The 20,208-nt window shown below is 48.4% G+C and carries 14 protein-coding genes and 1 rRNA gene; 3 read left to right on the plus strand and 12 right to left on the minus strand.

Annotated features, from left to right (window positions below; translation table 11 throughout):
- The 9 genes from HF569_RS11125 to HF569_RS11165 all read right to left on the minus strand — a co-directional run.
- Window positions 1–69: ribosomal RNA gene (locus HF569_RS11125) — 16S ribosomal RNA — on the minus strand; the annotation flags it as partial.
- A gap of 834 nt (window positions 70–903) precedes the next feature.
- Window positions 904–2,967 (minus strand): LTA synthase family protein, encoded by a 2,064-nt coding sequence (locus HF569_RS11130; protein WP_168902483.1) that lies wholly within the window; start codon window positions 2,965–2,967, stop codon window positions 904–906.
- A 143-nt stretch (window positions 2,968–3,110) separates the two neighbouring features.
- Window positions 3,111–3,347, minus strand: a complete 237-nt coding sequence (locus HF569_RS11135; RefSeq protein ID WP_168849971.1) for a YkuJ family protein — start codon at window positions 3,345–3,347, stop codon at window positions 3,111–3,113.
- Window positions 3,348–3,433: 86 nt separating this feature from the next.
- The gene (locus HF569_RS11140) at window positions 3,434–4,459 is read right to left on the minus strand and encodes a lysylphosphatidylglycerol synthase transmembrane domain-containing protein (RefSeq protein ID WP_168902484.1); all 1,026 of its coding nucleotides are present in this window, start codon (window positions 4,457–4,459) and stop codon (window positions 3,434–3,436) included.
- Window positions 4,460–4,464: 5 nt separating this feature from the next.
- Entirely contained in the window at window positions 4,465–5,487 is a 1,023-nt protein-coding gene (locus tag HF569_RS11145) for a glycosyltransferase family 4 protein (RefSeq protein ID WP_168902485.1), read from the minus strand.
- A gap of 12 nt (window positions 5,488–5,499) precedes the next feature.
- Window positions 5,500–6,678: a glycosyltransferase family 4 protein gene (locus tag HF569_RS11150; RefSeq protein ID WP_168849968.1), complete on the minus strand. Its 1,179-nt coding sequence runs from the start codon at window positions 6,676–6,678 to the stop codon at window positions 5,500–5,502.
- Window positions 6,679–6,946: 268 nt separating this feature from the next.
- Window positions 6,947–8,677 carry a phosphoenolpyruvate--protein phosphotransferase gene (ptsP, locus tag HF569_RS11155; protein WP_168902486.1) on the minus strand — a complete coding sequence of 577 codons (1,731 nt, stop codon included), beginning with the start codon at window positions 8,675–8,677 and terminating at the stop codon, window positions 6,947–6,949.
- On the minus strand, window positions 8,677–8,943 hold the full coding sequence (locus tag HF569_RS11160; RefSeq protein WP_168849966.1) for a phosphocarrier protein HPr: 267 nt from the start codon (window positions 8,941–8,943) through the stop codon (window positions 8,677–8,679). The genes ptsP and HF569_RS11160 overlap by 1 nt, the downstream gene beginning before the upstream one ends.
- A gap of 168 nt (window positions 8,944–9,111) precedes the next feature.
- Window positions 9,112–9,312 (minus strand): hypothetical protein, encoded by a 201-nt coding sequence (locus tag HF569_RS11165; protein ID WP_168902482.1) that lies wholly within the window; start codon window positions 9,310–9,312, stop codon window positions 9,112–9,114.
- Window positions 9,313–10,090: 778 nt separating this feature from the next.
- Between HF569_RS11165 and HF569_RS11170 the strand changes: the two genes are divergently transcribed.
- Window positions 10,091–12,325: an ATP-dependent Clp protease ATP-binding subunit gene (locus HF569_RS11170; protein WP_168902487.1), complete on the plus strand. Its 2,235-nt coding sequence runs from the start codon at window positions 10,091–10,093 to the stop codon at window positions 12,323–12,325.
- An 890-nt stretch (window positions 12,326–13,215) separates the two neighbouring features.
- The gene (locus tag HF569_RS11175) at window positions 13,216–14,310 is read left to right on the plus strand and encodes a MucBP domain-containing protein (protein WP_168902488.1); all 1,095 of its coding nucleotides are present in this window, start codon (window positions 13,216–13,218) and stop codon (window positions 14,308–14,310) included.
- A gap of 82 nt (window positions 14,311–14,392) precedes the next feature.
- Here the strand turns inward: HF569_RS11175 and asnS are convergent, their stop codons facing one another.
- Window positions 14,393–15,784 carry an asparagine--tRNA ligase gene (asnS, locus tag HF569_RS11180; RefSeq protein ID WP_168902489.1) on the minus strand — a complete coding sequence of 464 codons (1,392 nt, stop codon included), beginning with the start codon at window positions 15,782–15,784 and terminating at the stop codon, window positions 14,393–14,395.
- Window positions 15,785–16,164: 380 nt separating this feature from the next.
- A complete protein-coding gene (locus tag HF569_RS11185; protein ID WP_168902490.1) occupies window positions 16,165–18,774 on the minus strand; it encodes a cation-translocating P-type ATPase in 2,610 nt (869 codons plus the stop codon).
- 303 nt (window positions 18,775–19,077) lie between these two features.
- Here HF569_RS11185 and HF569_RS11190 point away from each other — a divergent pair, with 303 nt between their 5' ends.
- Entirely contained in the window at window positions 19,078–19,782 is a 705-nt protein-coding gene (locus tag HF569_RS11190) for a matrixin family metalloprotease (RefSeq protein ID WP_168902491.1), read from the plus strand.
- Between the two features lie 195 nt (window positions 19,783–19,977).
- Here HF569_RS11190 and HF569_RS11195 read toward each other — a convergent pair whose 3' ends face one another.
- Complete coding sequence (locus tag HF569_RS11195; protein ID WP_168849960.1) at window positions 19,978–20,172, minus strand: hypothetical protein; 195 nt, start codon at window positions 20,170–20,172, stop codon at window positions 19,978–19,980.
- Window positions 20,173–20,208 lie beyond the last annotated feature (36 nt).

The following is a 20,208-nucleotide window of genomic DNA, read 5'->3' on the forward strand; positions in this document are numbered from 1 at the left end:
TCGTTCGACTTGCATGTATTAGGCATGCCGCCAGCGTTCGTCCTGAGCCAGGATCAAACTCTCATCTTATAGATGATGTGCTTGAATAGCTCATCGATTGTTGTTACTTTTTTTTAAAAGCGAATTGACTTCGCAAATATTGTTTGGGTTTGAATAAATTCAAACCGCCCTACACATATTTGGTTTGTCGAAACAATGTTCAGTTTTCAAAGGTCTACCAAGTTATCAGAGAAGCAATAGCTTCGTGACAACTTTTAAAGTATATCATGTGGTCAATTTACTGTCAACTGATTTTTTCAATATATTTTGAATAAATATTGAATTTTTGAAGCTCAGTTGAATAAATATTCCCAACAACGATTACTACTATATCAATTATTAACCAGACCGTCAAGCCTTTTTTAAAATTAATTAGTAAGCACCGTTTCGCTGTCATTGCGTTGTTTCTTCGTATAAATGACAACAGAAAATAGTTTACCAATATCTGCGACTACGGTCAAGAGGAAAATGAATATTTACTGAAATTTGTTGTCCCACTGCCTGCATTCCCCTGCAAATCAGGCTTTAAGCGCTGAAAAAATACTCACTTTTCTGGTACAACCCTCTTTTTCCACACATAATTATCAAAATCTGCTGTACTCATCGCGCAATTTTCTTAGGATTGTCAGAAAATACACCCGCATGTGACTGTTGACTCACCCAAATTGGTCCAGAACAAAAATTGACGTCTTACTCTCCCTCTACTCACAATAAAACCACATAACCTGCCTATCTCGTTTGAGCTCTCATCTCCCTTTACCCACTGCACAATCCAAAAAACGGACCCGGGACAACATCCCAGATCCGTTTACTTCTATAATCTAAACTCATTTAGCCGAAGTTTTAAGCCTCGCACACATCCATTTACTTCAATTCAGGTGCATCCGTCTTGTACTTCGACACTGTACTCTTACCATTATTCCGTGCTAAGACGCTGGTCTTCTCATTCTTCTCCGCATCCGCCAAACGGGCCATCGCTGGCTTCAGTTTGTACGTAAAGTCTGTCTTGTCGACCTTCTTAAAGCCCTTAGGTGAGTAGAAGCGTAGCAAGTCACCGTAAATGACGCGATCAGATAGCGAGAGCTCCGTTGTCACATGGTTCTGCAGCTTGGCAACTGCCTTCTTCTGAGCGGCAGTCAGCGTGAGTTCTTCTCCAGTCTTCGTGTCATAGACGGTCCCGCCAATCTTCGTATACTTAGGCGAAACAAAGTTACCATCACGGAACGCCACCGTTTGATTACGATTCTTCGCTAACAGGTCCTGACCAAACTGCACTGTATCCGTATTCTTTACACCCAACAGGTCTAAGATGGTTGGCAGTACGTCAATCTCACCACCATACGTATGCTTAATACCACCCTTCAAGCCCGCAGCATGAATCATAAATGGCACCTTCTGGAACTGTGCCAAGTCATAGCTGGTGACCTTACTCTTCCCTAAGAGTTGTGCAATTGCCGGGCGGTGGTTATTCGAAATACCATAGTGATCCCCGTAAGCCACAATCATACTGTTCTTATCCAGCCCTACCTTCTTCAGGTAAGCCAAGAACTCCGCAAACGACTGGTCCAGATAGTGGGCCGTCTGTACGTATGGATCGACCGTCTTATCCCCTGTCTTAGTTGCGGGGAAGTCCGTATTCTTCTTATCTAACTCATAAGGGTAGTGATTCGTCAGCGTGATCAACTTCGCATAGAACGGCTGTGGTAGCTGTTCGATATACTTAGCCGACTGTTCAAAGAAGATTTTATCTTTCAAGCCATAGCCAACACTATAGCCGGGTTTCTCTGTGTAGTAACTGGAACTAAAGAAGTATTGATAGCCCCAGGACTTATACGTGTTGTCCCGATTCCAAAAACTAGGGACATCCCCATGAAAGGCCGCTGAGGTATACCCTGCCTCTTGGTCCAGAATTGCCGGCGCCGCTTGGAAGGTGTTCTGCGTCCCATAAGTCGTCATTGCTGACCCTTGTGGCAACCCAAACAGTGAGTTTTCCAGCATCATTTCAGCATCTGACGTCTTACCTTGGGCCACTTGATTGTAGAAGTTGTCAAACGACAACGTATTCCGGCTATGGTAGAACTTATTCAACGTTGGTGTAACTTCCTTACCATCAACCTTGTAATCAATCAGGAACTGCTGGAAACTTTCGAGATGGATGATGAAGACGTTCTTGCCCTTCTCTTTACCATAGTAGGAAACATTCGGACTGACCCGATTCTGCTTTAAGTACTTCAACACACTCTTCATATCCGAAGCATTGGCACTAGCCCGCGTGGCACTCTCCTTCTGCGTCTGATAGGCATTGAAGGCGGCATACTCATTGAGTCCCAAGTACTTCACGATGTAATTGTTATCAAACGTCCGCGTCAACAAGCCGGAACGATCCGCATTGGCCATCCCAAATTCCGCAAACATCAGTGCAAACGACAATACGGTCATTGACAATGCATACCGGCGTTTAAACGGCCGCACATCAATCTTGATCACGTGTGTCGCCAGTAACACAATCAGGATGATAATGTCGACATACACAAAGAAATCATACAGATGGGTAATCTGGGCCAGACTCTTCCCCAAGTTATTGCCCACTGAGCTGGAGCCCTTCATGATCCCAAAGGATAAGAAATCAGAAAACTCCCGGTAATAAACGACATTTGCAAAAATCCAAGTTGACTCTAAAATGTCAATGATTAACATTAACCAATAAGCTAATCTTCCCCGGAAATACAGGGCGATCCCGAATACCAATAGAGCGGCCGGTAGTGGGTTAATTAGCAGTAAAAACTGTTGCACACTTCCCTTAGCACCTAACGTAAACTCGGTTTGATAGGCAATGTAAGTTTTTACCCAAAATAAAACGACGATTAGTAGGAAAAAGCCCATGCGGGTATTTAACCAGTTCGTCTTTCGCTTAAAAAAGTTCGCCATTACGACTGCCTCCACATAATAATTAACATCTTTCAAGTATAGCTGATATTACCAGGTAATCAATCTGATTACAGAACCTTTGGAAAAAATTCAATCTTTCACCATATTAAAAAAACAAAACTATGGCCACCCATAGTTTTGTTTTAGTTATCCGTTAATAAGTCAAACAGCTCAATAGCAACTAAATCGATGTTATCAAACTCAAAGGTTGTTTCCGGATTATGTTCAGTTAACGTGTAAGTGTGAGTAGCTTGGTTAAATACGACCATTGCTTGCTCAACGCCTTCTTTTTCAAAACGACGGGGTTGTGGCTCGTCGGTGGCATCTTCTTGCATCGCCTTTAGGCGGTTGATGATACCAATCAATTGAGATTCTTCCATGGTTGGTCCCCTTTCTAGCTTTCCCTTATGATTTTACCAAACTTAGCGCGAGATGACACGCCCTAATCCAGAAAAACTCATGGATTTCATAAATCTGACTCTTCCGTCACTTTATCCGGACGAATCACCATTGCGACCAAGCCCGCCAGCATCCCAAAGTAGTACGTCAAGAGCCGCCATAAGATCATTGCTAAGACGAGCTTACTATTTGACGTAATGTAGCTCCGAAAGATCATTTCAAAGCTGTATTCAGCCCCACCGGAGCCCCCAGGAATTGGAAATAGCGAGATCACCATGACGATTAAGATGTGGAAACTCGTCACCATGACAATATTAGCCGTCGTATATCCCAGCGACAGCATAATAAAGTACGGGATCAGGTAATAAAAGCTCAGCTGAAAGAACGTAATCGCAAAGACCCGGACCATCAATTTCCCTTTACCACTGATCCGCACACTCTCAGCGTAAAAGGAGTCAATCTTACTATTAAGATTGTTCTCAATCCGCTCGAAGCGTTCTGCCTTCATAAACCAATGAAACGGGTAGAGCATGACCCCGACCATCTTCTTGGTGAATGAGTACCAGAACATAATCATCAGTAAGCCGACGATTACCGCTAAGTGGATGGTAAAACCAAAGATAACTAGCCAAGATAGTGCGTGGAGCTTATCTTGAATTTGCTGAAAACCAATCACCAACGCGATAATAAAGTTAATCACGATCATAGACTGATAGACCACAAATTTCATGAGAAGAATCGAGCTGGCCTTCCCGGCATCGACCCCAGTCTGCATGAGTGCAAATAATTGTGCGGGTTGACCACCTGACGAAAACGGTGTGATCCCATTAAACAGTTGCTCGACTAAGGGAATGCGCACGGCATCTTTAAACGTAAACCCTTCGATACGATCGGAGATGAAAACTTTGACAATCCACGCCTCTAGCCCTAAATAGAGTAGCAGGCATAGGACGGCGACCCCAAACCACCAAAAATTAATATGCACAAAATCATTGACCAGTACAGAGAACTTAATGTCACGGAGTGAATAAGCGAAAATGGCAATCCCCAAGAGTAACATTAGTGCTAGTACCCATTTATTTCGTCGTGACATTCAACTTACCCCTCTTTTGCTTGCTGCGTATAGAACTTCCGCCAAATCTCCGTGAGATGTTCCTCCGAGTAACGGTCGGCAGCAGCTAAGCTTTGCTGGTGCCAGTGCTCCATTGCAGCGGGGTCATTCGCCAGACGATGAAGTTGCTGGTTCATCTCGTCATAATCCTTGGCCGGCTGGTAATCGCCCACAATAATCGCTTGATAGAGGTCCAGGTCTCGTAACAAGACCGGGGTCCCCGTGCTGAAGGCCTCCAATACCGACATTGGAAAGAGTTCATTAAACGATGGCAATAAGAATAGGTCCGCTAAATTATAGTAATCGACCAGTTTTTCCCGATCGACAATCCCCGGGAAGCTCAAGTTAGCTGGCGGATCATCCACCACCTTCTTCAGAGCTGCATAACCATCCGTCATGCGACCAAAGGAGAACCCGCCTGCCCAAATGAATTGAATCTGCGGATTGTGCCGCGCTAATTTAATAAAATCAAACAACCCTTTACGTTCCTGAATCTGACCAATTCCCAACACCGTAAAGCGCTGCTCATCATAGTGGTAGCTCCGGCGCAACGCTAATTGACGGTCATGGTCTACTGGATAAAATTCCTTACGACTCACAAAGTTAGGAATATAGGTGACCCGCTCCTCGGGAATCCCGTAAGCTACTAGCTTAGGAATAAAGGTCGGGTTCACCACAACAATATGATCCATCCGCCGGTAGAAGGCGATCACATATTTATAAAAAATAGACCGGAATGGTTGGGGAATCTTTAGACTTCCTTCCAGTGTTTCCGGCAAAAAATGAACGTAACCAATCTTGCGACCGCGACCGGGTAAGAACGTTGATAGATAATACGTGGGATTAATCGTGTGATAGTGCGTCACATCGACGCGCCCATACCGATTAACCGTCACCGTAAAGTCATCCTTTAACCGCGTTGCCAACAGATTCATCAGTTCATTGTACGCACTCCCCACGCCCTGTCCTTTAACAGAATCAGCCTTGGAGAACATGTTAATTTTTAGCATTCAATTGCTCCTCTAATCACTAAAATCCGGGGTATCCTCATGCATCGCTTCGTAGCTAGCCTGTGCATCCTGATAGAATTCAATCACCCGGCGACCGAAAGTATCCGCTGAGATCTCGGAAAGTTTCCGAGCCAACAAGTCCGGATCCTGTTCCTCATCGCCATGCTGCAAATAATCCACCACGTTGGTGACCATTTCATCTTCCGTTTTAAACGTCACCCCAAGCGTACGTTTGGACAACAACTCATCCGTATAGGGACTCGTCATCACCACAATCTTGGTCCCCGCAGCCATGGCCTCAATGTAGGTTAGGCCCTGTGACTCGGAATCTGATGACGACAGAAAGACATTCGCCATGTGGTAGTAGCGGAAAACCTCGTTATTATCGACTTGCCCCGTAAACGTGACGTGCGCCGTTAAATCAGCGTCTTTCACCTGCTGTTCGAGGTCTTCCTTAGCCGGGCCATCCCCCACGATCAGCAGCTGAGCATTAGGCACGGCTGCTAAAATCCGTGGCATGGCGGCGATACTTTCCTTAATATTCTTCTCATAGGCCAGTCGACTCAATGACAAGATCACAGGCGTATCTGGCTGATAGCCTAACTGCCGCCGCAGATTTGCCGTATCCGGCTGCTCATACTGATGGAGGTTAACCCCCGTAGGAATGACCCGGATAGGCGCCTTAACCCCATAATCGGTTAAGGTCGTCAACACCCGCTCACTCGGCGCCACGACGCCCGTTAAGTGATAGCAAAACGCCAGTGTCCCCTGCTTGACGTGCACGGGCTTTAAGATCTTCCCGTTGGCAACGTAGTGTAAATAATCTTCATACATGGTGTGATACGTATGTAAGCAAGGAATTTCCAAATTCCGTGCCACAAACTTACCAATCCACCCCATCGAAAACTCAGTTTGAGTATGGACAATATCTAGGTTCAGTTCTTTAGCAATTTGATAAGCCTGAAACAGCCCCCGTACCGCGATCCGGCGCTCTGTGAACGACACGAATGGAATACTTGAAAACCGAAAGACGTTGCGTTCATACACGTTACGTTCAACGTTCGGATCGGTCGTTGTAAAGATATAGACCTGATGCCCCTGTTTTTCTAATTGATCTCGCAACGTCTTAATCGATGTTGCAACCCCACTCACTTGAGGGAAATAGGTATCTGTAAATAAGCCAATGTTCATCGCCAATCCCCCTTGCGTCTGTGTTTGGCTAAATAAATTTGGAGCTTCGCTTTGTACAATCATCACAATTATATGGGTTTGACTAGGGGATTGCAAACCTCAGCTGCCATCGCAAGAAAATCTCATCATTTCACCTAGGTTAGGCCATTCCACTAGCCTTCCTATCCATTATTCATGGTGGCGCATACAACGCCTATAACCGCTCACTTTGTTTCTAAGCCAACAAGAAAGGGGTGAGCATTGCTGCCTCACCCCTACGACTCTTTATTTATTTTAAAACATTTGGTACCGCCGCTTGGACCATCGTGATGACCTCCTGGCTGGTACCGGCGGAGTTCACGGTGGTCTCCGCTAAGGAAGCCAACTCGTGCGCATCTAACTGTCGAATCAATTGACGCGTCTTCAAAATCGTCCCGGGGGCCATAGAGAACTCATCGAGCCCCATTCCCAGCAACAGTGGCAAGGCAATCGGATCGCCCGCCATTTCACCACACATCGCTACGGGAATTCCCGCCGCATGGCCAGCTGAGATGACCCGGTCGATTAAGCGCAGAATTGCTGGATGATACGGCTGGTAGAGGTAAGCCACATTCTGATTGGTCCGATCTGCCGCCAGCGTGTAGCCGATTAAGTCATTGGTCCCAATACTCATAAAATCGACTTCATTGGCAAACCGATCGGCCAACAGCGCAGCAGCTGGTACTTCCACCATCATCCCCACGGCAATTTTCCCCATGGGAACACGCTTAGCCGTCAGCTTAGCCCGCTCATCATCGTAGATAGCTTTGGCCTGCCGCAATTCATCTAACGTCGCAATCATGGGAAACATAATCTTCAATTGACCGAACGCCGAGGCACGAATCAACGCCCGTAACTGGCTGCGAAAGACTTGTTGGTGGGCCAGACTCTGTCGGATGGCACGTGCGCCCATGAATGGATTGGCTTCACTTTGCGATGGCCGGTAAGGTAAATTCTTATCGCCACCCACATCCAACGTGCGAATCACAACCGGTCGCGGCCGCATTTTCTCGAGAACCCGCCGATAAATTTCAAATTGTTCATCTTCCGTTGGTAAGTGTTGCGCGTCCAAATACAGGAATTCCGTGCGGAAGAGTCCAATGGCTTCAGCACCACTGGCAACGACTCGTGGTAAGTCCGCGACGGTTCCCATGTTGGCAGCCAACGTCACGCCAACACCATCCCGGGAGACAGTTTCAAAGTGCTTTAGCTTTTCCAACTTCCGCTGATTCTTCACACGTTGCGCCATCGTTTGCCGGGCCGTCGCCACCTCTTCCGTCGTGGGTCCGACCATGACATTTCCTTGGGTACCGTTCACGACAACGAGTTCACCGTTCGTTAACTCATGCGTCGCCGCTTGCGTACCCACAACCGCCGGAATATTCAGCGAACGCGCCAAAATTGATGAATGAGACGTCCGCCCACCAGCATCCGTGATAAACCCCAAAACTTGCTGGGGGTTCGCTGCCACGGCCTCACTCGCAATCAGGTCATGGGTCACCACAATCACTGGTTCATTCACTAAGGCCAGGTCTGGTAACGTCACCCCGAGTAAATGAGCGGTCAATCGCTTAGCGACGGCGCGCCAATTCGTTAGTCGTTCCTGCAAATAAGGATTATCCGCCAGTGCCGCCAGTTCATCCTCAACCGTTGCTGACACCAACGAAACGGCAAACTCAGCGTTAACGTGACGGTCCTGCATCTGGTGTTCAATGTTGCCGATCAAATCTCGGTCCTTTAACATCGCCATTTGCGCAATAAAAACCTGGGCGCGGTCAGCACCCAGGTTTTTATTGACACGAGTTTTTATCGTCTCAATCTCTGAGACGGTTGCTTCAAGGGCCTGACGGAAACGATTTAATTCGTAATCAAGATCAGTGATTGTCTGCTGGGAAACGTGCAGGTCTGGCTCGTCTAGTCGATAGACCCGACCACAAGCCACCCCATCACTAGCAGCAATCCCCTTGAGCATTGTCTTCATTAGTCAGACAAACCCTCTTTAGTCATCGTTTCAGCAATAGCAGTCATTGCTTCGGCTTCGTCATCACCATCAGTAGTGATCGTAATGTCAGCGTTTTGGCCAACACCTAATGACATCACACCCATGATAGACTTTAAGTTAACGGACTTGTCTTGGTACTGCAAGCTAACTTCAGAACTGAACTTACTTGCTGATTGTACTAATAAAGTAGCTGGACGTGCATGAATACCCGTTTCTGCTGTAACATGAAATTCGCGTTTTTCCATAATTGATCGATCTCCTTTAAGCTTAGGTTGACTACTTATCGAACATAACTCGCCTTGACCTTGCGCATTGGCCAAACAACCATTCAACGAGTCACGCCTACCTATTAAGAATATCAATCTAAGCGCTAAATTACAAGTTATACATGAACCGCTTTCATCAAAAAATCATTATTCGCCGTCATTTCCGGCGTCATGATCATAATGATAAATGATTTTGCCGTTCTTTTCCGCCTGGCCCACAACCCGTTTTCTGGTTTCAAAAGCCATGAATGCTTTCTGAAAAGCGGGAAAATCTGCCGGCGTCACTTCAAATTGCTCGATCTGCTTATTTTTTAATTGATTCATTAAATCCGTAAAGTCTCGATCCACGTTACTACCCTCCCACTGTTAACTAACTAGTTTACTGCCTGCGCCTTACCGGTCAGCAGATATGGGCTGGAACGGTGCGAACACAACTTGAAGCCTCGAAAGTGCCGAGTCTACAAGCTTGGTTTTCTACTAGGCCAGCCAGAAAATCACTGACTGACTAAGTAGAACGACGCGCCTGAGCCCATATCTGCTGACCTTACGGCTGACACAATGTTTTTAAACAACTGTGATAATAGTCGCTACGTCCGTCATCGATTAAAGCGAAAATACTGAACAGCCACCCGTCTCAGCCTTTAGTTAAAAACTAAGATTGTTGTCAGTGCCTAAACGGCAAGAATAAAGAGGCTAAATCTATCACCGGCAGCTGTCGGAAATACCAATGGACTAAGCGGTCCGCCTAACACATAGTTAGTCTCCAGCATGGCGACAGACACCACCCATATTGCACAATTTTCTGTCTTCAATTAATTCACCGCTTAGAGATAACGGACTTGCGTTCTTCCCTATCTTACGGTCAAAAAATGCGGGGGTCAAAGTTTTTTTGCAAAATTCGGCAAATTTTGAATAGTCATTTTAGCATTCTATTGCCGAGAGTGCTAAAATGTAGTCGTTCGCTGGAAATATCCCGTCATACCGCGAGTTTCCCGTGCAGACAAAATACTTGCACAGCCAGCTGAACGCGGTATAATGTGGTCAATGGTCAAGAAAGGTCAAACGATTCTTGATTGACCCGTGGGTATTTCCCACGAGAACTCCAGGCAAGAAAGGAGACGACAAGATGCTATGTCAAAATTGCCACCGCAATGAAGCAACAATTCACCTTTACATGAGTGTAAACGGGCAGCGGCAACAAGTTGACCTATGCCAAAATTGTTACCAGTTGCTCAAGCAACAGCAATCAAACGATTCTGGAAATGGAGGTGGCCGTATGGCACAAGATCCATTCGGCTTTAATAACCTGGATGATATTTTCCGGGCTATGCAAGGCGGCGACAACCAAGCTAACTTCCGTCAAGCTTCCAATCAAGGACAACCTACCCAACCTGCAGGCAATCAGGGAGGTTCTGGCAACGGCTTACTCAGTCAGTATGGCTTGAACCTCACGCAATTGGCTAAGGATGGTAAAGTCGATCCTGTGATTGGCCGCGATAAGGAAACCGCGCAAGTGATCGAAATTCTTAATCGCCGGACTAAGAATAACCCCGTTTTAATTGGGGAAGCCGGGGTTGGGAAGACCGCGGTTGTCGAAGGTCTTGCGGAGCGGATTGTCGAAGGCAACGTTCCACAAAAGCTCGCTAACAAGCAGATTATTCGCTTAGATGTTGTCTCGTTAGTTCAAGGCACTGGTATCCGGGGCCAATTCGAACAACGCATGCAACAACTAATGAAAGAAGTTCAGGCTAATCCCGACATCATTCTCTTCATCGATGAAATTCATGAAATTATGGGTGCCGGTAATGCCGAAGGTGGTATGGACGCCGGCAACGTCTTGAAACCTGCCCTCGCCCGTGGTGATTTTCAACTGATCGGTGCCACGACGTTAAGTGAATACCGAGATATTGAAAAGGACCAGGCGTTGGCTCGTCGCTTCCAGCCAGTCACGGTTAATGAACCTAGTGCTGACGAAGCAATCAAGATTTTGCAAGGTATCCAAAAGAAATATGAGGACTACCACCACGTTCACTACACGGATGACGCTATTGAAGCGGCCGTTCGTCTGTCCGATCGCTACATTCAAGACCGGTTCTTACCCGACAAGGCCATTGACCTGTTGGATGAAGCCGGGTCGCGTAAGAATTTGACGATCAATATTGCTGATCCCAAGGCAATTGATGAAAAGATCAAGGCCGCTGAGGGTCAGAAACAAGCCGCTTTAAAACAAGAAGATTATGAAAAGGCAGCCTACTACCGCGACCAAGTAACGAAGCTGGAAAAGTCCAAGGAAAATGCCAAAGACGCTGATCAAAACGCTTCGGCTGAGGTAACTGTGAAGGACATGCAGGACATCGTCGAAGAAAAGACCAACATTCCAGTCGGTGAATTACAAGCCAAGGAACAACATCAACTTCAAAGTTTGGGCAGTGACCTCGAGAAACACGTCATTGGTCAGAACGAAGCTGTTGATAAGGTTGCCCGCGCAATTCGGCGTAACCGGATTGGTTTAAACGGCACGGGTCGGCCAATTGGGTCCTTCCTCTTCGTTGGTCCAACTGGTGTCGGCAAGACGGAATTGGCAAAGCAATTAGCCAACGAACTCTTTGGCTCAACGGACGCAATGGTTCGGTTCGACATGTCTGAGTACATGGAGCCGCATTCCATTTCTAAATTGATCGGGTCACCGCCTGGCTATGTAGGCTACGAAGAAGCTGGCCAACTCACCGAACAAGTTCGGCGTCATCCATACACGCTGATCTTGCTAGATGAAATTGAAAAGGCCCACCCTGACGTCATGAATATGTTCTTACAAATTCTTGACGACGGTCGGTTAACCGATTCACAGGGACGGACAGTTTCCTTCAAGGATACGCTGATCATCATGACCAGTAACGCCGGCACCGGTGACGCTGAAGCCAACGTTGGGTTTGGTGCTGCTGCTGAAGGTAAGACTCACTCTGTCTTAGGCAATTTGACCAACTACTTCAAGCCAGAATTTCTAAACCGTTTTGATGACATTATTGAGTTTAACTCATTAACTAAGGATAACTTGATGCACATCGTTGATTTAATGATCGGTGATGTCAATCAAATGTTGGCCGGTCAAGGCTTACACATCCACGTCACGGAACCGGTTGAGGAACAATTGGTTCAGAAGGGTTATAATCCTGCGATGGGTGCTCGTCCACTCCGCCGCGTGATCCAAGAAGAAATTGAGGATCGTATCGCCGACTTCTACCTCGACCACGCAGATGTGAAGAACTTAGTGGCTAAGATTGAAGACGGTAAGATTACGTTGGCTGCTGACAATGAAGCAACTTCGTCAACTACCAGTGCAACTGACTCAACTAAGCAATAAAGAATAGTTTTAAAGGTGTTCAGCGTTTCCTGCTGAACACCTTTTTTAATCACTGAACGCAGGGTTGAAAGGATTAAAATCATTACCAACGCTGAAGTGACAAGGCTTTTAGTCTGAAAAATAGTCTAAACCCGTCACCTGCGGCTGGCAAAGATTCCGCCTGCTGTGGGACCGCCTGCGGCCTGAGAAACGGTCCTCCGGCTCGGTTTGAAGCTCGGAAGTTCACCGATCTCCAAACACGTCCCACGTTGTAAGCCGAAAATCGGCTAACAGCGTCGACACAGCTGGCTCCACCTCTGCCCTCCTCCGGTTATGTTAGCCTTTGATTAGCAAATTGGTTTAATCGCTTGGCACATCAGTACTTAGCAAATATAGATGACAATATCTGTGCAGCCGGGAGTGAGCTAAATTTGAGCTCACTCTCGGCTACACAGATAGCGGCTGATACCAGCTTCCTGGACATCTAGAACTAACAACTGTCACTATCCGTTAATTGGACTGTAAACGCCAGGTACTCGCTTTTTCAACTGTTGCTTGGGCAAGATACAATCAAAGCCGGAGGAGGCCAGGGATGAAGCCGGCCGTGAAAGTGGTGTTAGCTGGTGTTTTTAACCAGCTTATACCACGGGCATTTTTGAAGACACACGTTCTTCGTGGCCTCAAAATGAGCGAGAAGACTGGTGCCTTTCCAGGCTGAAGCGTCCCCACAGCAGGCGGAATTCCTGGCAGCCGGAGTGCGGCAAATTTATACTAACTTAGCAGCTAGATAAGGATCATTGCCCTCTGCACCACCAGCCATCACTAACCAAAATCCGATAGTGTTCAGCTGTTGGCGTAGCGGGTAAAAATGGTATACTAGATTTTAAAGGAAACTTCTGGAGGTGAATGGCATGGCATTTTTTGACTGGTTACGACGTCTGATTGAACCTAAACCTCGGCGCGAAAGCATTTCGCAGCCGATAACCCGGCGTCACCGTCATGTACCAATCAAGCCAGCCGTTGAGTCGGTGCAGCCTAGCTCACCAGCTAGCACACCACCCGGATTGACGGCACCCACTCCGACGCCCCAGACCGCACAGCCAGCAGCTTCAGCAGCAACAGCGACCTTAGTCGTGCGGTTAGTCGATGAGGCCAATCATCCCCTACAACCAGCACTCGTCATCACCGGCGCGCTCAACGCAACCGTAAATTACCGTTTCCCACAAATTCCGGGGTACGCCCTATCCCGGATTCATGGCTTCACACAAAATTTCATTAGTGAATATGGCTTAACAACGGTCATCTACCGCCGGCTTTTGGGCAAGCCCATCATCGGTTACCTCGTTGACTTTGACTCTGGTCGTCTACTAGCCCTACCGCAAATTCATCGAGGGCACCTGGGCGTCTCCTTTACGCTCACCCCACCCACGGTTGACGGTTACCACATCTTTCAAGCGCAAGGCCCCCAGCGTGGCATCTTTTCCGATCACGCCCAACGCGTCGTTTACTTCTATCGACGCGATAGCTGGGAAATGGTTCAACGCGTTCATCAGTACGTCTTCTTACAGCGCGATCACGACGTTTACGACGAACCCAACGGTAGCGCTTATGGCTATCAATTCCCGGCGGATTCCTTGTGGCGCCTCTTCATGATTATTACGCTAACGAATGGCGATGTCTGGTACAATCTTGGCGGTAACCAATGGCTTCAGGCAGCCGATACCCTGCGCCGCGACCACCAGCTGGCTCACCCAGCCATTGCACAAAAACGGTTATGGCAGCCCGAACCCTTCGAACGACTAGGCACTGTTGACTACGTACCCGGCGCGGCTGTCACCATTTACAGTGAGCCCTATGGCGAAGCTTCAGGCCAATTAACTCACGGCGAAGCGCTCGACGTCCGCGGCCGCATCATTGACGACCAACACCTAACCTGGTACCAAATCGGCCCAGAAGCGTACATCAACGCACGCTACGTCCGGCTCGTGCCCATAAATACGATTTAAAAAAGCAGCTCCTCTAACCTAATCTGGTTAAAGGAACTGCTTTTCGATTACTCAATTTTTGACCGTATTTTCGCTCGTCAGGCTAGAATTCAGCATTACCTGGGGTCCGTGGGTAAGGAATCACGTCACGAATGTTCTCCATCCCCGTAACGTACATCAATAGCCGTTCAAATCCAATCCCGTAGCCGGAGTGTTCCGTCTCACCGTACTTCCGCAAATCCAAGTACCATTGGTATTCTTCTTGTGGCAAGTGGTTGTCTTTAATCTTCTGAGCCATTTGTGCTTGCCGTTCTTCACGTTGGCTACCCCCGATTAATTCACCAATGCGAGGGACTAACAAGTCAGCTGCAGCGACCGTCTTTCCATCAGCGTTGTCCCGCATGTAGAATGCCTTGATCTCCTTAGGATAGTCCGTTAAGAAGGTTGGCCGCTTGTAGACTTGCTCACAGATATAACGTTCATGTTCCGCTTGTAAGTCGAGTCCCCAGTATACGGGAACGTCGAATTTAACCGGTGCCTTCTTCAAAATATCAATGGCTTCCGTGTACGTAATCTGCGCGAACTTTTCATCAATCGTTTGATGAAGCCGGTTCAACAGGTCATCGTCAACGGCGTCATTCAGGAATTCCAATTCATCCTTAGCGTGGGCTAACAGGTAGCTGACCACGTGCTTCAGTAGACTTTCGGATTCATTGATCACATCCTGCAGATCCGCAAAGGCCATTTCTGGTTCAATCATCCAGAACTCAGAAGCATGCCGCGCCGTGTGCGAGTTCTCTGCCCGGAAAGTTGGGCCAAACGTGTAGACATTCCGTAAAGCCAAGGCAAAGGCTTCGACTGGCAATTGACCACTAACCGTCAAGTTAGTTTCCTTCTTGAAGAAGTCTTGGCTGTCGTCTACCTTACCATCGTCTGTCTTAGGTAAGTTATTCATGTCCAGCGTGGTTACCCGGAACATTTCCCCGGCCCCTTCACTGTCACTACTCGTGATGATCGGCGTGTTAACGTAGGTAAAGCCGTTTTCCTGCAGATACTGGTGCACCGCAAAGGCCGTCAGTGAACGAATCCGGAAGACCGCGTAGAAAGTGTTCGTCCGCGGCCGCAAGTGAGCCATCGTCCGCAAGTATTCGTAGGTGTGCTTCTTCTTTTGCAACGGGTAGTCGTTATCGGACTTCCCTTCCAGCACAACTTCTTCGGCGTGAATTTCAAAGGGTTGCTTAGCATCTGGCGTGTACACAACCGTCCCCACAACTTTAATCGTGGAGCTTAATGGCAACTTCGTCATTTCTGCATAGTTTTCCAAATCGCTCTTCATGACGATCTGGGCGTGCTTTAGGCAAGAGCCATCGTTTAATTCAATGAATCCGACCCGCTTGGACCCCCGCACGGTCTTGACCCAGCCATGCAAAACGACTTCTTCGTCTTCAGCAAAATGCCGATCGCTGAATAAATCTTTAACTAAAATTTCTGTCATCATATTCTCCTTCTGTGAGACCAAAAAAAGACCCATCATCCCTAAAAATCAAAGGGACGAAAGGTCTTTCCGCGGTACCACCCAAATTGTTTTAAACAAAACCAACTTAAACTAGCGTACTAACATACGCTCCGGTTGATAACGTGGCGGTCACGGCGCGGCCTACTCTACTTTCAGCCGGCAACAAAAATGGGGTTGTCCACACTGGCCAAATCACTAAGCTTACACTGCCCTTAGCTCGCTAACCATTCGGTACCAATCTGGCATGGTCCATCTTTCTTGTTTTTCATCTTATTCAACTACTGTCAGACTATCACAAGTTGTCGCTACACACAACCAGAATTTCATTCTACCCCGGTTTGCCGACCGTTAATGACCAGTTAGTCCTCTAGTAGCTGTGACAGCTGGCGACCATTTCTCAGCGCTAGCCGTTTCTTGAGCTCCAAGACGCCCGTTGGGATGAATACGCCAATCACAACTAGTATCCACGCACTCACCGGTAAAGTGACTAAGCCGAAAAGTCCTTGTAAACCTGGCACCATCGCAATCACGATGAGTAAGCCAATCGTCCCCAGTAGCGCTCGGTTCAAACGAGGATTACGTTTGAGACTTCGCCAAGTCAACGGTTGACGGTCCTTAATGGCATAGATATCGATCATCGATCCAATTGCCAGAATCAAGAACGTTACCGTCATTCCCACCGCCGGCTGGTCTGCTGAGAAGACGAATCGGCCCAGGCCATACGCACCTAAGGTCAGGAGCGTAAACGTCACTGCTCGTGTGACTAATCGGCCCCCTAAGCCTCTGGAAAATAGACTCTCGTCGTTGGCCACCGGTGCTTGTTGCATCGCCGCCTTTTCACCCGGTTCCCGACTCAGGTAGAAGCCTGGAATTCCGTCGGCTAGCACGTTAATCAGCAGGAGTTGTTCTGCCAATAGTGGCGCGCCCCAGCCCATTAGCACGGTCCCCACCATTAAGAAGATTTGGGCGAAGTTAACACCGACTAAGAACTCGACTGCCTTCAGAATGTTTTGATAGACGGTCCGCCCTTCGCGAACGGCTGAAATGATCGTGGCAAAGTTATCATCCGTTAATACCATATCAGCCGCACTCTTGGAGACTTCGGTCCCAGTGATCCCCATGGCAATCCCGACGTCGGCGGCCTTCAAGGCTGGTGCGTCATTGACACCATCCCCCGTCATCGCAACCGTCGCGCCCGTCTGTTGCCAAGCCTGAACGATACGAATCTTATCAGTTGGCGATACCCGGGCATAGACCGCAGTCTGCTCAATTCGCGCCGCTAGTTCTTCATCCGTGAGAGTCCGCAATTCATCGCCAGACATGACGAGTTGTCCCGGTTCTAACAGACCAATTTCCTTGGCGATGGCTTCCGCCGTCACCATGTGATCTCCCGTAATCATGATGGGCTTGATCCCCGCCGCCTTGGCCTCACGAATAGCGGGGATCACTTCCGGCCGTGGTGGATCAATTATACCAACTAGCCCGGCAAACGTCAGCTGCTGAGTCAATTCGGCCCAGTCCACCCGTTTCCCTGCCGGCACAACCTTGTAGCCCACCGCGAGCACTCGCAGTGCATCTCGTCCAAAATCATCATGCACCCGCTTAGCCCGTGCTAGCTCACCTGGTTGCCAATCTACTGGTAACCGATCAAACGCCCCTTTGACAATCACTAAGCGACGGCCATCTTTTAACTGATGGAGGGTTGCCATCGTCTTTTTGGTTGAGTCAAAGGGATCTTCCGCCAGTCGTGGTGCCGTTGCTTCAAACATCTGCCGACTCGCGCCATTACTGGTCAGCCACCGAACAATGGCTAACTCCGTTGGATCTCCCGTAGTCTGCTCTTCACCCGCTACCGTCTGAATCTCCGCATTTGTCGCCAAGCCCAGGTAACGTAGCAATTCTCGTCCAGCGTGGTTCAGCTCTTCCGCTGGCAGTGCCGTTGAATTCTGGGGTGCCCAATAGTGGGTAATCGTCATCTTATTTTGCGTCAACGTTCCGGTCTTATCCGAAGCGATCACGTCTACCCCACCAATAGTTTCGACAGCGTTGACCCGGCGCATGATCGCGTTGCGCTTGGCCATCCTTTTAACGCCATGGGCCAGACTAATCGTGACAATGATTGGCAGAGTTTCCGGCACCGCCGCTACGGCTAAGGAAATCCCAATCATCAAGCTATCCGCTAACCCTTGATTCTGCATCCAAATGCTGAGTGCAAAAATTGCTAAACCGCCCAGAACCGCGAAGGCCGTCAACCAGCCTGACAGGCGATTCAAGCGGCCCTGCAGTGGGGTCGCCCGCTTCTTCGTTTTGTTCAGTAAGCCGGCAATCTGGCCTAGTTCCGTTGCCATCCCCGTCGTCACTACCTGAGCCACAGCCGTTCCTGCCGTCACGGCAGTTCCTGAATAAACCAGCTGTTCATCCTTGAGATCTGTGAGTGCCGGTAGCGCGGTCTTCTCTACCGGTACACTTTCTCCGGTCAAGACGGCTTCATCGACGGCTAAATTGGTACTCGACAGAATGACACCATCAGCTGGCACCTGGTCACCGGCTTTTAGCAGTACCAAGTCTCCCGGCACCACATTCTTGGCCTCAATCGTCTGCGCAACATCATCCCGCCGAACCGTTGTCGTCGGTAGACTCATAGACTGCAGCGCGGCCAAGGCCTTTTCGGCTGAAGCCTCTTGGTACATGCCGATGATCACGTTGATCACCAGAATGGACCCAATCACGATAGATTTCGTCCAGCCGCCGCCCTGAAAGATTGCCATGTAACTGGCTAGTAGGACCGCAAACAATAAGACCAGGGACGAAACGTCCGCCAGATGCCGCCAGATTTGTCGCCAGATACTGGCCTTCTTAGCCGCCACTAATTGGTTGCTCCCGTACTGGGCTAACCGTTCCTTAGCGGCCTGACCGGTTAGTCCTTGATGCGCCGTTAATTCTAAATTTGTCATCTCTTTTCTCTTCATAGAATATGTCCTCCGTTTAATTAAGTAGATTATCGTTCCGATTACTATACTCTTATTAAACCGTAAAAATTTGGCTAGACTACGGGAGAAATGTGAAGAAAAATAGAACATTGGCTTTTCTGTTTACAATATGTCCTTTCCGCCGTAAAATTCAGTTCAATACAATTATATTAATATCAACTGGTTAAACCGTGACACCCCCTAACTTTCAAGTGTTCTTAGTTGCCCCCGTTCACAATATCCCCTAAAATCAAGCTAATCACGGTCATTACTACCTAGATGATCCCGAAAGGAAGGACCGGTGTGAAAGTCATCAAGCGCTTATTCATCGTCACGCTCTTGGCCGTTGGTCTCTTTATTATCAGCAACTGGCGGACCCTCTCCGTTCAATTTAACTACTATCAATCCGCCTTTGCCACGCTTTTTACGGCAACCGATACCCACTCGGGGGCGCACTACCAGTCCAAGGGGGTTATTCTCCGCAATCTCCAAGACGCGACCACTAAGACTGGGGCTGAGAACACCCCCGTTGAGACGGCCATGCAGGGTGTCTTGCTCCAACGCCAGTACGTTTACCATTTCTCAGCCAATACCCCCAGCCAGGTACGGTCACTTTTCAACCAAGCGATCGCAATTTACAATCAAACTGGCATCGTTCACTTAACCGCGGGACGTGATGAGTCCAACCGCAACCAAATCACCTTGGGTATCTACTACCATCGAGAAACCAGCGATCGCCGCACCATCGAACTTGGTCGTGGCGGGCCGCAAATTACCCAGCGGATCAGCTGGCAAGGTATCCTGACCACCAACGCGGCTACGGCCAAACTCAACGCAACCTATCCGCGATCTTATAAATTATCGGTAGCCGTGCACGAGCTGGGTCACGCCCTGGGACTCGATCACAGTTCAGATCGGGACTCCGTCATGACGCCCATTGACCACGGCCGCACCCAACCGTCATCCGCTGATCTCAAGAGCTTACGCGCCATTTATGAGAAGTCCTAAGTGACGCTACGCAAAAGGGACTGAAACAGCAGTCTCAGTCCCTGTCTGCACACTAAATACGTGTGGCTGACACGTGTGCCAAGAGGCAACTGGTTCCGCTTAAAACTGACAACTAAACCATCCCAGCCCAGGATTATTCGGTTGTCAGCCCGAATGCTCACCAGCTAACCACTTTTTTGGCCCACTCTTTTCTAGTTAGATTGATCGGTCGCGCTTATAGTCTAACAACGTCTGCGCCGTCCCAACACTTACGCGTTCAATGGGACGTACCCGGACTTTAAGGCGTCTGATCAAATCAACTGACAACCCAGTATCTTTCCCAATCTGATACGGGGTAAGGTCACTGTCCAGCAGTTCCCTGATTTCACTAACAAGATCAATTTTTTCCATGTCTTTCTCCTATTACTTAAGGCCTGACACTAATCA

The sequence above is a fragment of the Levilactobacillus tujiorum genome, assembly GCF_012641185.1.
In the GTDB taxonomy this organism is placed as follows: Bacteria; Bacillota; Bacilli; order Lactobacillales; family Lactobacillaceae; genus Levilactobacillus; species Levilactobacillus tujiorum.

Coding starts and splice junctions, on each gene's coding strand:
- HF569_RS11140 (WP_168902484.1), bottom strand. CDS start 4,459: ATGTCACGACGAAATAAATGGGTACTAGCACTAATGTTACTCTTGGGG.
- HF569_RS11130 (WP_168902483.1), bottom strand. CDS start 2,967: ATGGCGAACTTTTTTAAGCGAAAGACGAACTGGTTAAATACCCGCATG.
- HF569_RS11195 (WP_168849960.1), bottom strand. CDS start 20,172: ATGGAAAAAATTGATCTTGTTAGTGAAATCAGGGAACTGCTGGACAGT.
- HF569_RS11150 (WP_168849968.1), bottom strand. CDS start 6,678: ATGAACATTGGCTTATTTACAGATACCTATTTCCCTCAAGTGAGTGGG.
- HF569_RS11160 (WP_168849966.1), bottom strand. CDS start 8,943: ATGGAAAAACGCGAATTTCATGTTACAGCAGAAACGGGTATTCATGCA.
- HF569_RS11170 (WP_168902487.1), top strand. CDS start 10,091: ATGCTATGTCAAAATTGCCACCGCAATGAAGCAACAATTCACCTTTAC.
- asnS (WP_168902489.1), bottom strand. CDS start 15,784: ATGACAGAAATTTTAGTTAAAGATTTATTCAGCGATCGGCATTTTGCT.
- HF569_RS11145 (WP_168902485.1), bottom strand. CDS start 5,487: ATGCTAAAAATTAACATGTTCTCCAAGGCTGATTCTGTTAAAGGACAG.
- HF569_RS11175 (WP_168902488.1), top strand. CDS start 13,216: ATGGCATTTTTTGACTGGTTACGACGTCTGATTGAACCTAAACCTCGG.
- HF569_RS11135 (WP_168849971.1), bottom strand. CDS start 3,347: ATGGAAGAATCTCAATTGATTGGTATCATCAACCGCCTAAAGGCGATG.
- HF569_RS11185 (WP_168902490.1), bottom strand. CDS start 18,774: ATGAAGAGAAAAGAGATGACAAATTTAGAATTAACGGCGCATCAAGGA.
- ptsP (WP_168902486.1), bottom strand. CDS start 8,677: ATGAAGACAATGCTCAAGGGGATTGCTGCTAGTGATGGGGTGGCTTGT.